The sequence below is a fragment of the Rhodopseudomonas sp. genome, from assembly GCF_048594845.1.
In the GTDB taxonomy this organism is placed as follows: domain Bacteria; phylum Pseudomonadota; class Alphaproteobacteria; order Rhizobiales; family Xanthobacteraceae; genus Rhodopseudomonas.
Map to the genome: position 1 here is coordinate 18123 of NZ_JBMDXE010000161.1, position 12341 is coordinate 30463.

The 12341-nt window shown below is 65.5% G+C and carries 13 protein-coding genes; 10 read left to right on the forward strand and 3 right to left on the reverse strand.

The window, feature by feature from the left end:
- Window positions 1-136: 136 nt before the first annotated feature.
- Window positions 137-853: a TetR family transcriptional regulator gene (locus ACOJTD_RS10010; RefSeq protein ID WP_420132770.1), complete on the forward strand. Its 717-nt coding sequence runs from the start codon at window positions 137-139 to the stop codon at window positions 851-853.
- A gap of 60 nt (window positions 854-913) precedes the next feature.
- On the opposite strand, the gene ACOJTD_RS10015 is transcribed toward ACOJTD_RS10010, so the two are convergent.
- Both ACOJTD_RS10015 and ACOJTD_RS10020 read right to left on the reverse strand, forming a co-directional pair.
- Complete coding sequence (locus tag ACOJTD_RS10015; RefSeq protein WP_420132771.1) at window positions 914-1324, reverse strand: flagellar basal body rod protein FlgC; 411 nt, start codon at window positions 1322-1324, stop codon at window positions 914-916.
- A 112-nt stretch (window positions 1325-1436) separates the two neighbouring features.
- A complete protein-coding gene (locus ACOJTD_RS10020; RefSeq protein ID WP_420132772.1) occupies window positions 1437-2351 on the reverse strand; it encodes a PepSY domain-containing protein in 915 nt (304 codons plus the stop codon).
- A gap of 598 nt (window positions 2352-2949) precedes the next feature.
- Here ACOJTD_RS10020 and ACOJTD_RS10025 point away from each other — a divergent pair.
- The 4 genes from ACOJTD_RS10025 (at window position 2950) to ACOJTD_RS10040 (ending at window position 4601) form a co-directional block, all read left to right on the forward strand.
- Window positions 2950-3294, forward strand: coding sequence for a hypothetical protein (locus tag ACOJTD_RS10025; protein WP_420132773.1), 345 nt, complete (start codon window positions 2950-2952; stop codon window positions 3292-3294).
- 80 nt (window positions 3295-3374) lie between these two features.
- Window positions 3375-3779, forward strand: a complete 405-nt coding sequence (locus ACOJTD_RS10030; protein WP_420132774.1) for a hypothetical protein — start codon at window positions 3375-3377, stop codon at window positions 3777-3779.
- A 121-nt stretch (window positions 3780-3900) separates the two neighbouring features.
- The gene (locus ACOJTD_RS10035) at window positions 3901-4242 is read left to right on the forward strand and encodes a phasin family protein (protein WP_420132775.1); all 342 of its coding nucleotides are present in this window, start codon (window positions 3901-3903) and stop codon (window positions 4240-4242) included.
- A gap of 140 nt (window positions 4243-4382) precedes the next feature.
- The gene (locus ACOJTD_RS10040) at window positions 4383-4601 is read left to right on the forward strand and encodes a hypothetical protein (protein ID WP_420132776.1); all 219 of its coding nucleotides are present in this window, start codon (window positions 4383-4385) and stop codon (window positions 4599-4601) included.
- Window positions 4602-4606: 5 nt separating this feature from the next.
- On the opposite strand, the gene ACOJTD_RS10045 is transcribed toward ACOJTD_RS10040, so the two are convergent.
- A complete protein-coding gene (locus ACOJTD_RS10045; RefSeq protein WP_420132777.1) occupies window positions 4607-6295 on the reverse strand; it encodes an MFS transporter in 1689 nt (562 codons plus the stop codon).
- A 151-nt stretch (window positions 6296-6446) separates the two neighbouring features.
- On the opposite strand from ACOJTD_RS10045, the gene ACOJTD_RS10050 reads away from it, so the two are divergent.
- The 5 genes from ACOJTD_RS10050 (at window position 6447) to ACOJTD_RS10070 (ending at window position 12322) form a co-directional block, all read left to right on the forward strand.
- The gene (locus ACOJTD_RS10050; RefSeq protein WP_420132778.1) at window positions 6447-7820 is read left to right on the forward strand and encodes a hydrolase; all 1374 of its coding nucleotides are present in this window, start codon (window positions 6447-6449) and stop codon (window positions 7818-7820) included.
- A gap of 84 nt (window positions 7821-7904) precedes the next feature.
- Complete coding sequence (locus ACOJTD_RS10055) at window positions 7905-9284, forward strand: cytochrome P450 (protein WP_420132779.1); 1380 nt, start codon at window positions 7905-7907, stop codon at window positions 9282-9284.
- A 50-nt stretch (window positions 9285-9334) separates the two neighbouring features.
- Complete coding sequence (locus tag ACOJTD_RS10060; protein ID WP_420132780.1) at window positions 9335-10744, forward strand: adenylate/guanylate cyclase domain-containing protein; 1410 nt, start codon at window positions 9335-9337, stop codon at window positions 10742-10744.
- Between the two features lie 121 nt (window positions 10745-10865).
- Window positions 10866-11345 (forward strand): TerB family tellurite resistance protein, encoded by a 480-nt coding sequence (locus tag ACOJTD_RS10065; RefSeq protein ID WP_378387126.1) that lies wholly within the window; start codon window positions 10866-10868, stop codon window positions 11343-11345.
- Window positions 11346-11542: 197 nt separating this feature from the next.
- A complete protein-coding gene (locus tag ACOJTD_RS10070) occupies window positions 11543-12322 on the forward strand; it encodes an SDR family NAD(P)-dependent oxidoreductase (protein ID WP_420132781.1) in 780 nt (259 codons plus the stop codon).
- The last annotated feature ends 19 nt before the right edge of the window (window positions 12323-12341 follow it).

Genomic DNA, 12341 nt, shown 5'->3' on the forward strand with positions numbered 1-12341 from the left:
ATGTATGTAGTGCTTACTACAGAGCAGAGTGCGTGTTGGAGGTATTGTCAACGTCTAAGAATTCGCAGGGCTTGCCAAAGAAACGGGCAAACCTATGCTGCGGCGCGGGTTTCGGGCGCAGCTGAGGTGAGGGTGGATGGCGAGCGATACGGACGTGGTGGCGCGAGAGCTCGCCGCTCCTCGACGAAAGGCTGCAGCGGGGCGCAGCAAAACGGCGGCCCCGCGCCGCCGGTCGCGACGGCCTGATCAGACTCGGGATGCGCTGCTGCGTGCCGCCGTCGCCGAATTCGCGCGGGAAGGCTATGGCGGCGCGCGGGTCGACCGCATCAGCAAGGCGGCCAAGAGCAACGACCGCATGCTCTATTACTACTTCACCAGCAAGGAGAAGCTGTTTCACCACGTGATCGAGCACTGCTACGCGCAACTCGTCGCGAGCGAGGAGGCGCTCGACCTTGACATGACCCGACCACGCGAAGCGCTCGCCGCGCTGGTCGCATTCAACTGGGCCTATTATTGGCAGAACCCAGAACTGCTCAGCATCTTGGCCTCGGAAAATCTGTTCAAGGGACGTCACGTCAAGAACAAGATTCGCGACGTGTTCGCCAACAGCCAGTTTCGTCTGCTCGAGCAGATCTTGAACAGCGGCATCGAGCAGGGCGCCTTTCAGCCGAATTGCGACCGAACGTTCGTCTACCTCTCGATCCTCTCGCTCACTTATTTCTATCGCTCCAATCTCTACACGCTATCGAACTACATGCAGATCGACCTCGGCGATCAGGAGCGGCGGCAAGCCTGGTTGGTCCATGTCCAAGCCATGATCGAGGATTTGGTTCGTCGCAAAGACGATCGCTGAGGCGCCGCCCCCAACGTGAACCGCATCAGGGCCGCGCATTCAACCTCACGCGTGCGGTCTTCAAACCGTTGCGTCGAGCAGCGACTTGGTCATGGCGTTATCGGCCTTCAGCGTCGCCAGATTGGCCGTGTAGCTGTATTTGGCGACCATCTGGCCGATCAGCTCCTGCGCCAGGTCGACGTTCGGCGCTGCCACCATACCGTCCGCATTGGCGAACGGCGCCTGCGGATCGGAGACCGGGACGGTGCCGGAGGAGCTTGTGGTGACGGTCGTCTGTGTGCCGCCGCCCGGGACTGCGGTCTGGTTCACTTGAAGCGGCTTGTAGGCTTGGGGTGCGCCCGTCGGCACGGCGCCATTCGCGCCCGGCAGCGCGCCGGTCGACTGCTGGTTGGCGACGTTGCTGGCCGAGACTTCCAGACGTCGGGTCGCGGCGTTGAGGCCGGACACGGCGATCGACGAGATGCTGGACATGGCGCGCTCGCGGCGGTGGACGTTCCGGAACCTAACGCTGGAAGCCCGGAACGATCCGTTCACCGCGCCGCGCGAACTCGTCGCCTCCAATTAACTCCTCGTTAACGCCGCCTCAGGCGGTGCCGGTCGCGGACGGCGCACTGGTTGGGCGCACCGGCCGCCGGCGCAGCTTGCGGCGCGCCCATAGCAACAGGCCGGTGGTCAGCAGGCCGGCCAGCACCACGGACACGATGACATTAAGCGGCCCTGAGATCAGCGCCGACCAGTTGCCTTCGTGCAGCAGGCGAGGCCAGTTGCGCGGCATCGGCGTCAAGCCGCTGGGCGTGAACGAGTAGAAGCGCAGTTCGCCGTCCTCGTAGATCCGCGCCATCATGCGCTGGCCACGCTGCGCCAGCATCGCCAGATGCGGCACGTCGTGCTCCTGGGCGAGGACGCGTACGGCTTCCGCAAGCGGCAGGGAAGGACGCAGCGGCGGGGGCGGTGGCGCGGCGAGCGTCCAGCCGAAGGCCATGAGCAGCCCAGTGATCGGGCTGAGCAAGAGCAGCGGCAGCGTGAACCACGCCGCGCCCTTGTGCCAGCCGGCGAGGCTGTTGCGCAGCCGCGGCAGGCCCATCAGGATGCCGATGCCCATGATCACCACCCTCGCGATGGTCGACCCGATCACCAGCCAGTCGTAGCCGAGCAGATGTTCGTGGGTGCGCCGCGCCCACATCAACAGATCGCCGAGCCGGTCGGGCGCGGCGGCCGCCTCGCCGCTGGCGAGATCGATCGGCGGCGCGTTGACGCCGAGCAGCCGCATCTGTTGGCCGCTGGCGTTGATGCTCAGTCCGCGCGCCTGGCCGGCGGGGTCGAAGCGCTGCAGCAGCGCCGAGAGGCGGTCGGCATCCAGCATGCCGGCGGGCAGCCCGCGGCTCTGGATGATCGGCTCGGCCGACAGGATCAGCCCGGTGAGGATCAGGACGATCAGCGGCAACGCGAACACGAAGGTGATCCATCGGTGCAGCTTGAGAAGCAGAACATTGTTCATCGAAATATCCAGTCGAGGCGGGAGCCGAACGTCCCGCAAGCCCCGCGTCCGTCGGGACGCAGTGGAACCGTCCGGCGGCCGAGAGTTGGCATGCTTAGACCTGCCAAGCTGTCGGTCGCATGACAAGCGTCGTGCGCTGTCCACGCTGGGCGTTGATCAGCGATCCGGTTTGGCCGGCGGCGAATCATCAAGGGGTGGTCCGCGCAACCGAGCTGGATCATGTATCGGTCGAACTACCTGTTGTCCGGAAGATTCCGGACGAAATCCAGTCAACTAACTGACGACTCTACGTCTCGAGACATTCAAGTCTGCCGACCTCGTCTGCGATTGCTAGTTTGACTCAGGCTGTCTCGGGTTCATCCCGCGCTGCGGCGAAATCCACCGCGTCTCCAGCCTGATAAGCGTTGGTATCGCTCGCGCTGAGGGCTTGGCCATCCGCTGTTCATGCAACGCTCTGCGATGAACTCGCGCGGCGCGTTCTCTCGTCGTTTGTCCGGCATTTAGTCTGACTGAACTTGTGCCTGTTGAATTTTTCCCGTGTTGCTACGATGCTTTCGTAAGACCGATATCGTGCAAACCCAACTGGTATGGAGGTAGTATGCGTTCCTCGTCGATGATCTTGCTCTGCTCCGTCGCCCTTGTTGCTGCACTTGCGGTCAACGAACGCAGCGGCACGCGTGCCGTGCTGATCGAGCCTGCCGTCGCGGCGACGCCGGTGGCCGCGCCGCCGCCGCCGCCCGCATTCCGCACCGTGACATCGTCGTCGTGCTCGGCGAATGGGTGCCCGACCACTTGCGAGGCCGACGAGGCGCTGATTTCGGCGATCTGCGTCGGCTCCACCGGCGCCAAGTTCAGCGAAAGTCTTGTGGTGGAGAACGGGCAGATCACGGCAAGCTGCGGCCCGTCTTCGACCTCTATCGTGGTGTCCTGCGCTCGCAAATAAGCGCGCCGGCACGTTTCAACGGGGGCTGCGCAGCCGGACATCCGGCGGCGGAGCCCTCTGCAGTATCAAGGGTCAAACCGATGCAAAAATGGTTCGTCGCACTCGCGCTCGCAGTGCTGATCGTGATCGGCTTCGCTGCCGGGCCGATGTCCGTCGTCGTCGCCTTCCTGTCGTTCTGGGTCACGCTGTATCTGGTGTGGGCCTATGAGCTGGGTTTCAAGGACACCTGGGCGCGCTACGGCCTGCATCGGGTCAAGCCGCCGTTCTGGGCGGAGGAAAACAAGGTCTGGTTTCTGCCGATCTTCGACGACCGGCTGAAGGTGCTGAAGGCGGCGGCGGTCGCGCTGCTGATCGTCGCGTTCAGCCTGATGCTGCCGGTGTCGGTGGTGCGGATCGCCACGTTGATCGTGCTGGCCTGGTATATCAGCGAGATCTACCGCGCCCAGAAGGCGACCGATCAGCTCGACCGGGCCCGCTTCAACTAACGGCTGCCGGCCGATCCGGCGTGCTGATTAGCCATCTTTGCAGATCGCCCCCGCTGCCGCTGGACGGCGCGGGCGATTTGGACATCAATATGCAATGCGCCCGAGACTGGAGGAAACCGCGATGGCAGATACCAAATCGTCCGACGTCATTCTCAACATGATGTCGAAAAACCTCGAGCAGGCGCGCGGCGCGATGACCAACTACCTGCAGTTCATCGAAAAGAGCCTGTCGGTGACGCCGGTCGGGAACAGTAGTCAGGCCAATGCCCTGAAGAGCTACGTCGAGCGCAACGTCGAAGCGACGTTCGACTTCTCCCAGCAATTGCTGCACGCCAAGGACTTCCAGGACGTGGTCCGGATCCAGACCGAATTTCTACAGACCCAGTTCCGAGTCCTGACCGATCAGGCCAAAGACGTGGTCGAGATGACCAAGCCGACGGTGATCGTTCCGGGCGACGGTTAGTTTGACCGCGCGACGGTGAACTATTCGGAACGATCCGGCTGGACCGAATCCGCTCTGCGCGGTGGCCGGCACGTCGGAACAAACAGCGCGGCTAATGACTTGCTAACCGCTTCATCAATTCTGACCGCGGAACTCGCTCGATGTTGAAAGTCGTTGCTTCAGTCGTTTCCCTGTTGTTGCTGGCCTCGGCGGCCCATGCGCAATCCGGCCGGCCCGATCCGGGTTGCGGCCGCGATGTTTCGCGGTTCTGCCGCGCCGTGATGGACCAGGGTGACGGCGTTATTCTCGGCTGCCTGCAGAAGAACCGCGCGCGGCTCAGCAAGACCTGCGCAAAGGTGCTCACCGACCACGGACAGTAAGTCCCTCAGGTGGAGCCGCCGCTGACGCCGGCGACCGGCAGCACTTCTGTCGCGGTCGCGCGATCCGGCGATTCTTCCTTCCACCGCACCGAGCCGAACGGCCGCTCCAGCATCCGGCGGACGCGGATTTCCTCCGGCCCACGGTGAAACGCCATCGCCCGCTGGTGAAGCGCGCGGTCGTCCTGGGTCGAACGGTTGCGCTGGCGCAGATAGTCCAGCCAGGTCGGGCAGTGGTAGCGCTCGGTCCACAGCTCCGGATCGCCGATGTCGCGGGCGATCGACCAGTCATAGGCGCCGTTGCGCTGCCGGCTCAGTTGCACCTGCTGCATTACACCATAGAAGCTGCGGGCATCCTCGGCGGAAATCCGGTACTCGATCTCGATCACCACCGGTCCGCTGCGCGGCGTCACCGCGAGCTTGACCTCTGGATCGGCCAGCAGGTCGGCATCGGCGATCTGGGTGCCGACCGACGGCATTCGCAGGAACAGGCCGAGCAGCGTCGACACCAGCATGGTAGCGGCCGAAATCAGCATCGAGAGCTCGACGCCGGCCAGGTCGGCGACGTGGCCCCACAGCCAGCTGCCGATCGCCACGCCGCCGGCGATCGACGCCTGGAATGCCGCCAGCGACCGCCCCGCGACCCAGCGCGGCGCCGACAATTGCACGCCGATGTTGAACAGCGCGATCGCCAGCATCCATACCGCGCCGGCGACCACCAATGCGGCCGCGGTCAGCAGCGCCGAGTGGCTCATTGCGATCACCGCCAGGGCCACACCCATGACAAGCGTGCAGGCGCGGATCGAGCCTTCACTGCCGAGCTTTTCACGCGCAGAGCCGACATTGAGCGCACCCAGCACCGCGCCGACGCCGAAAGCGCCGAGCAGGATGCCGTAGGTTTCGGCGCCGCTCTTGAGCACGTCGCGCACGACGAGCGGCATCAGCGCCAGCACCGAGGAGCCGGCGATGCCGGTGATCAGCGTCCGCGTCAGCACGATCCGGATCGACGGCGAATTGGCGATGTAGCGAACGCCCGATACGATGGCGCGGTTGAGCCGCTCCGGCGGCAGCCGCGGCGGCTCGCTGACGCGCCGCCACAGGAACAGCACCACGAGCAGCGGCAGATACAACACTGCGTTCGCCGCGAATGCCGCGACCGCTCCGGCGGCCGCCACGATGATGCCGCCCACAGCGGGGCCGAAGCTGCGGGCGATGTTGTAGCTGATGCCGTTCAGCGCCACCGCGGCCGGCAGCGCGTCGGGCGGCACCTGCTCGGACACCGAAGCCTGCCAGGCCGGGCCGAACAGCGCCATGCCCATGCCGATGACGAAACAGAAGCCGAGCAGGATCTCCGGCGTCACCAGCTTGAAATGCGCCAGCACCGACAGCGCGATGGCGCCGGCGAGGCCGAGCGTCAGCGACAGCAGCGCCACGCGGCGGCGGTCATACATGTCGGCGATGGCGCCCGCCGGCATCGCCACCAGCATGATCGGCAGCATCAGCGCGGTCTGCACCAGCGCCACCTTGTCGGCCGAGGAGGTCATCTGGGTCATCGCCCAGGCGGCGCCGACGCCGTTGATCATCAGGCCGAGGTTCGACAGCAGGCTGGCCAGCCAGATCCGCCGGAACAGCGCATAACGCAGCGGAGCCGCCACGCCGCCCGGCGAAAATGCGCCACGCTTCGACTTCTCCGTCATCAAGGCCTTCCCTTCGGACGCTATCCTGACCATGCCCGGCCGCGGATCGGTGCACTGATGCCTGCGAACGGTTGGACCTGTCCAGTGCCAAACGGCCGCTTGAACCAGGCCAAGCGCCTGCTACGCTTCGTAAAAATCCCGGGAGGATGCCGTGTCGACCACCAGGCGTACCATCTTGAAGTCGCTCGGCGCTCTGCCGCTGCTGATCGGCACACCGCCGCTGCGCGCGCTGGCGCAAACCGCGGCCGAGTCGAACACGGACATCAAAGTCCCGCCGATCCTGTTCGTGCACGGCAATGGCGATCACGCCGCCCTATGGCTGACCCAGATCTGGCGGATGGAATCCAACGGCATTCCCCGCGCCCGGCTGGCCGCGCTGAACTTCACGGATCCGCTGGCGCGCAACGACGACACGGTGGCCCAGCCGGATCATTCCTCGACCGAGGATCAGCGCCGCGAACTCGGCGCCGCGATTGCCGATCTCAAGCGGCGCACCGGTGCCGACAAGTTGGCACTCGTGGCCAGCTCACGCGGCGGCAACGCGGTGCGCAGCTACATCAAGGCCGGCGGCGCTGGCGATGTCAGCCATGCGGTGCTGTGCGGCACGCCGAACCACGGCGTGTTCGCCTGGGACGCCGGCCTCGGCAACGAGTTCAACGGCAAGGGGCCGTTCTTGAGCGGACTCAATCAGGGCGACAGCGAAGTGACGCCCGGCGTCGCTTTCCTGACGCTCCGCAGCGACGGTCAGGACAAATACGCCCAGCCGGACGGACGGTTTCTCGGCAAGCCGGGCACGCCGACCGGGGTGACCGCGGAGGGGCCGGAGCTGCGCGGCGCGACCAATCTGGTGCTGGGCACGCTCGACCATCGCGAACTCGCCTTCCACCCGCGCGCCTTCCGCGAGATCTATAAGTTCATCGCCGGCCGCGAGCCGAGTGTGATTGCGATCACGCCCGAGGAGGCGGTGCAACTCAGCGGCCTCGTCACCGCTACGCCCGGCGGTGTGCCGACTAACCGGCCGGTGCAGGGCGCGCGGGTCGAGGTCTACCGGGTCGCGCCGGATAGCGGCGAGCGCATCGGCGCTGCGTTGTATGATGGCCGCAGCGGTCCGGACGGGCGCTGGGGGCCGGTCGACAGCCAGCCGCCGTGGTCGCTGGAATTCGTGTTGAGCCAGCCCGGCGAACTCACCACCCACATCTATCGTTCGCCGTTTCCGCGCTCGTCGGACGTCGTGCATCTGCGCGCCGCCAAGCCGGCGGCTGCACCTGCAAGCGACGCTGGCGCCGTGGTGATCCTGTCGCGGCCGCGCGGTTACTTCGGCCTGCCGCGCGACGTCGTGTTGCTCGACGGAAAACAGCCGACCGATATCAAGATCGGCGTGCCGACCGACTCGGTGAGCACCGTAACCGTTCCGGCCGCCGAAGTCGGCCGCGCGGTGGCCGGTCTGTTCAACGAGGAGCGGATCGTCGCGCGGGCGTGGCCGCTGGCCGAAAACCGCATCACGGTGGCCGAACTGACGGGGTGAGGCTGCGACCCCGACGGCCTTTCCGATGCCCGGATTGCTCCTTACTTTCATTGGCAGGGCGGAACCGAACCTCAGGAGTGCGCCGTGAGCCTTGCCGAGTCCTACGATCTCGCTGATCGCGCGCCGCTGGTGCCGCCGACGCCGCCGCGCGCGCCGGAGGGGATGACCGCCCTCGGCCGGCTCGCCGCGATCCGCCACAACGCGATCGCCAGCTGGGGCCAGCGTGCCTACGAAGACGACGTCATCAAGGGACGTTTCTTCAATCACGCCAGCTACATCCTCAACCGGCCGGACGACATCCGGCACGTCCTGATCGACAATTACGAGAACTACACTCGCACGGCGGCGGGCATCCGCGTGCTGCGGCCGATCCTCGGCGAAGGCCTGCTACTCGCCGAAGGCCGCGCCTGGAAGCATCAGCGCCGCTCGCTGGCCCCGGCGTTCACACCGCGCGCGGTCGGCACGCTGGTGCCGCATATGGTGTCGGCCACCGAGGAGATGATCGCCGAATTCGAACGCGGCGTCGGGGCGCCGGTCGATCTGCGCGAAGCCATGCAGCGGCTGGCGTTGGAGATCGCAGGCCGGACGATGTTCTCGTTCGGAATGGGCCAGCACGGCCAGCAGCTGCGCGACTTCGTCATCGAATACGGCATGAAGCTGGCGAGCCCGCGCTTCCTCGACCTGCTGCTGCCATTGAGTTGGCCGAGCCCGCAGGATATTTCGCGCGCCTTCTTCCGCCGGCGCTGGACGAAGTTCGTGCGCGAACTGATCGCCGCGCGGCGCGCCGCCGGCAAGAGCGACGATGCGCCGCCGCGCGATCTGTTCGACCTGATGCTGGCGGCGCGCGATCCCGAGACTGGCGAGGCGTTCTCCGACGATCAGCTCGGCGATCAGGTCGCCACCATGATCCTGGCCGGCCACGAGACCACTGCGACCGCGCTGTTCTGGGCGCTTTACATGCTGGCGCTCGATCCCGATACGCAGAACGACGTCGCCGACGAAGCCCGCGCTGCCGGTCCAACCGACTCGCTCGACAAGCTGCCGTTCACCCGCGCGGTGCTGGACGAGACGCTGCGGTTGTATCCGCCGGCGTTCCTGATCGCCCGCGCCGCAGCCGGCCCCGATACGGTGGCCGGCGAGCCGATCCGCAAGCACGACGTCATCCTGATCGCACCGTGGTTGCTGCACCGGCACGAGAAACTGTGGGACAATCCGAATGCCTTCATGCCGGCGCGTTTCCTGCCCGGCGCGACGCCGCCCGACCGCATGGCCTATCTGCCGTTCGGCGTCGGGCCGCGGGTCTGCATCGGGGCGCATTTCGCGCTGGTGGAGGCAACGCTGGCGCTGGCCCGCATCGTCTCCGCCTTCCGGGTCGAACTGATCGATCGCGAGCCGGTGATGCCGATCGGCGTCGTCACCACCCAGCCGGACCGCTCGCCGGCGTTCCGGCTCACCCGCCGCTGATCAAGCAGGCGTCATTTGGCCGCGGGCCGGACGCCACCTAGATGAGGCTCATGACCGACCTCCGCCCCCTTTTGGCCGTGCTGCGCCAGACCACTGATCCGCGTGTCGTCGATGCTATCGCCGGACTGATCGCCGATGGCGCCGACCACGATCTTAACCGCATCAATGTTCTTGAGTTCGCCGGCCGCACCGGGCTGGACGAAGAGAAAGTGATCTCCGGCTTCCTGCACGCCGCCCAGCTCGGCCTGTTCGACATGAGCTGGAACGTGCTGTGCCCGGGCTGCAGCGGCGTGCTCGACAGCCATCCCTCGCTCAAGGCGCTGCGCCACGAGGAATACATCTGCGCGCTGTGCGCCAAGGGCTACGAGGCCTCGCTCGACGACCAGGTCGAAGCTGCCTTCACGGTACATCCCTCGGTGCGCCGGATCGGCGCGCATGATCCCGACAAGCTGCCGATGTGGGACTACACACGGCAGGTGTACTGGAGCTCCGGCATCGAGATCGACGAGCAGGTGCTGGCGCGGTTGTCGGATCAGGACACGCTCGCTGCCGCTGAACTCGCACCCGGCCAAACGCTGGAATTGTCGCTCGAGCTGCCGGCTGAATTCATCATCGTGTTCGAGCCCGTCACTCATGCGGCGCAGTTCATCGACGTCGCCGGCGAGCGCACCGACGAGGTACGGTCGGTCTCGCTGAGCTACGACCGCAGCCATGCGCTGACGCCGACGCTGTCGTTGCAGCCCGGTCCGCTGAAGCTGACGCTGACCAACAATGCCGAGACGCGGGTGCTGCCGGCCGTGTGGGTCGCGGCCGACGCGCTGCATACGCTGCTCGGCAAACGCAAGCCGATCCTCACCGCCAAGCGTATGCTGACCAACCAGACCTTCCGCGACGTGTTCAAGGCGGACAACCTCACCGCCGATCAGCGGCTGAAGATCACCTCGCTGACGTTCCTGTTCACCGACCTCAAGGGTTCGACCGCCTTGTATCAGCGCGTCGGGGACCTGGCGGCGTTCGATCTGGTGCGGGCGCATTTCCGGGCGCTGCTGGAGATCATCGCCACCGAGAAAGGCGCGGTGGTGAAGACCATCGGCGACGCCGTGATGGCGACGTTCAATCGCCCCGAGCACGCGCTCGCCGCGGCGCTGCGGATGCGCAAGGCAATGGATGCACTCAACGAGGAGCGCGGCACCAAGGATCTGGTGGTGAAGATCGGTATCCATGAAGGGCCGTGCCTGGCGGTGATGCTCAACGACCGCCAGGATTACTTCGGTCAGACCGTCAACGTCGCCGCGCGTGTGCTGGGCCTTGCCACCACGCAGGCGATCCACCTCACCGGCGCGGTGATCGACGCACCGGCGGTGACCAGGATTCTCGACGAGCAGGCGATCGCGCCGATCGAGAAGCATGCGGCGCTACGCGGCATTGCCGACAAGGTTCTGGTCTATGAGATTCCTTAACGCATTGGCGACATTGACAAAGTGTCATCTTGAACAGCGGAACCGCCCCGGATTGCCGACGTTACGATTCCACGTCATAGAACGAGCCTAGTCTCGTCCCCCCTGCGAAAGTTCGAGAACGATGCTGGACAAACTGCGCCAATTCATTTCCGACGTGGTTTCGCCGACCGCGCCCGACGAACTGAATTTCGACGACGGCGGCTATCGCCTCGCCGCAACTGCGCTGCTGATTCATGTCATCTCGCTCGATGGCGAGCCATCCGATGTCGAGCGGCGCAAGTTGCATTCGCTACTGGAGACCCGCTTCAACCTCGACGCTGCGACGGCCAGCCGGTTGATCGAATCCGCCATGCTGGTGGAAGGCGAAGCCGTCGACCTTTACCACTTCACCAGCGTGATCATGCGGTCGGTGAATGAGGAAGGCCGGCTACGCATCATCGAGATGATGTGGGAGCTGGTGTTTGCCGACGGCAACGTCACCGAGTTCGAGGAGAACGTCGTTTGGCGCGCCGCGGATTTGCTCGCGGTATCCTCGCGCGATCGTATCAACCTGAAGCGTCAGGTCGCTGCGCAGCAAGTCGAGACCGATCCGGCTAGCTAAGCCGGCCTCTCGTGATCGCTACTTATTACCGAATTGTCATGTTCGCCCGAACTGGCGCTGATTGCTCGGACTTCGTTGCGGCGTGCCCCCGGAATAAGCGACAGTCGCAGCGAACAGCCTTGCACGCTGCTTGCATCTTGCCTAAGGCCTAGCAATGATCCGGTGGCCGTGCGGCCTCCTATGCAAGAGTTCTGAACGTGACTGAACGGGTGACTTTGATTACGGGCGCATCGGCCGGTATCGGTGCGGAACTGGCGCGGATCTTCGCGGCGAATGCCCATCGGGTCGCGCTGGTGGCCCGGCGGGCCGACCGGCTGGAAACGCTGGCGGCCGAGATCAAGGCCAGGGGCGGCCCGGAACCGATCATCATCGCCTGCGATCTGGCGCTGCCCGAGAGCGTCGACGAGATCGTTGCCCGGCTCGCCGAGGCGGGGGTCGAGGTCGAGTATCTGGTCAACAATGCCGGCTACGGATTATTCGGCCGGGCGGCCGAGATGGACCGTTGCGACCAGCTCGGGATCATCGACGTCAATGTGAGGGCGCTCACCGATCTGTCGCTGCGCTTCGCCGACAGCGTCGCCAAGCTGCGCGGCGGCATCCTCAACGTCGCGTCGATCGCCAGCTTTCTGCCGGGTCCCGGAATGGCGGTGTATTACGCCTCCAAGGCTTATGTGCTGTCGCTGTCGGAGGCGCTGCATCAGGAGCTCGGCAAGAAGGGCGTGCGGGTCACCGCAATCTGTCCGGGCCCGGTTCCCACCGAGTTCCAGATTCGTGCCGGCTTCGAGCCTGGCTTCGATTCGGCCGTTCTCAACGTGTCCCCGGAAGAAGTCGCCCGCCAAGGCTATCAGGGCCTGATGAACAACAAGCGGCTGGTGCTGCCGGGCCTCGGCGTCAAGATCGTGCCGTTCCTGCTCCGGTTTTTCCCGCGCGGCTTCATCCTCGCCGCGGCCGGCGCCTACCAGCAGCGCCAGCGCTGAGCTGATCCTTTCAATACAC

Bases quoted from the DNA above. Each gene is read 5' to 3' on its own strand.
- ACOJTD_RS10010 (WP_420132770.1), top strand. From the start codon at position 137: ATGGCGAGCGATACGGACGTGGTGGCGCGAGAGCTCGCCGCTCCTCGA.
- ACOJTD_RS10015 (WP_420132771.1), bottom strand. From the start codon at position 1,324: ATGTCCAGCATCTCGTCGATCGCCGTGTCCGGCCTCAACGCCGCGACC.
- ACOJTD_RS10020 (WP_420132772.1), bottom strand. From the start codon at position 2,351: ATGAACAATGTTCTGCTTCTCAAGCTGCACCGATGGATCACCTTCGTG.
- ACOJTD_RS10025 (WP_420132773.1), top strand. From the start codon at position 2,950: ATGCGTTCCTCGTCGATGATCTTGCTCTGCTCCGTCGCCCTTGTTGCT.
- ACOJTD_RS10030 (WP_420132774.1), top strand. From the start codon at position 3,375: ATGCAAAAATGGTTCGTCGCACTCGCGCTCGCAGTGCTGATCGTGATC.
- ACOJTD_RS10035 (WP_420132775.1), top strand. From the start codon at position 3,901: ATGGCAGATACCAAATCGTCCGACGTCATTCTCAACATGATGTCGAAA.
- ACOJTD_RS10040 (WP_420132776.1), top strand. From the start codon at position 4,383: ATGTTGAAAGTCGTTGCTTCAGTCGTTTCCCTGTTGTTGCTGGCCTCG.
- ACOJTD_RS10045 (WP_420132777.1), bottom strand. From the start codon at position 6,295: ATGACGGAGAAGTCGAAGCGTGGCGCATTTTCGCCGGGCGGCGTGGCG.
- ACOJTD_RS10060 (WP_420132780.1), top strand. From the start codon at position 9,335: ATGACCGACCTCCGCCCCCTTTTGGCCGTGCTGCGCCAGACCACTGAT.
- ACOJTD_RS10065 (WP_378387126.1), top strand. From the start codon at position 10,866: ATGCTGGACAAACTGCGCCAATTCATTTCCGACGTGGTTTCGCCGACC.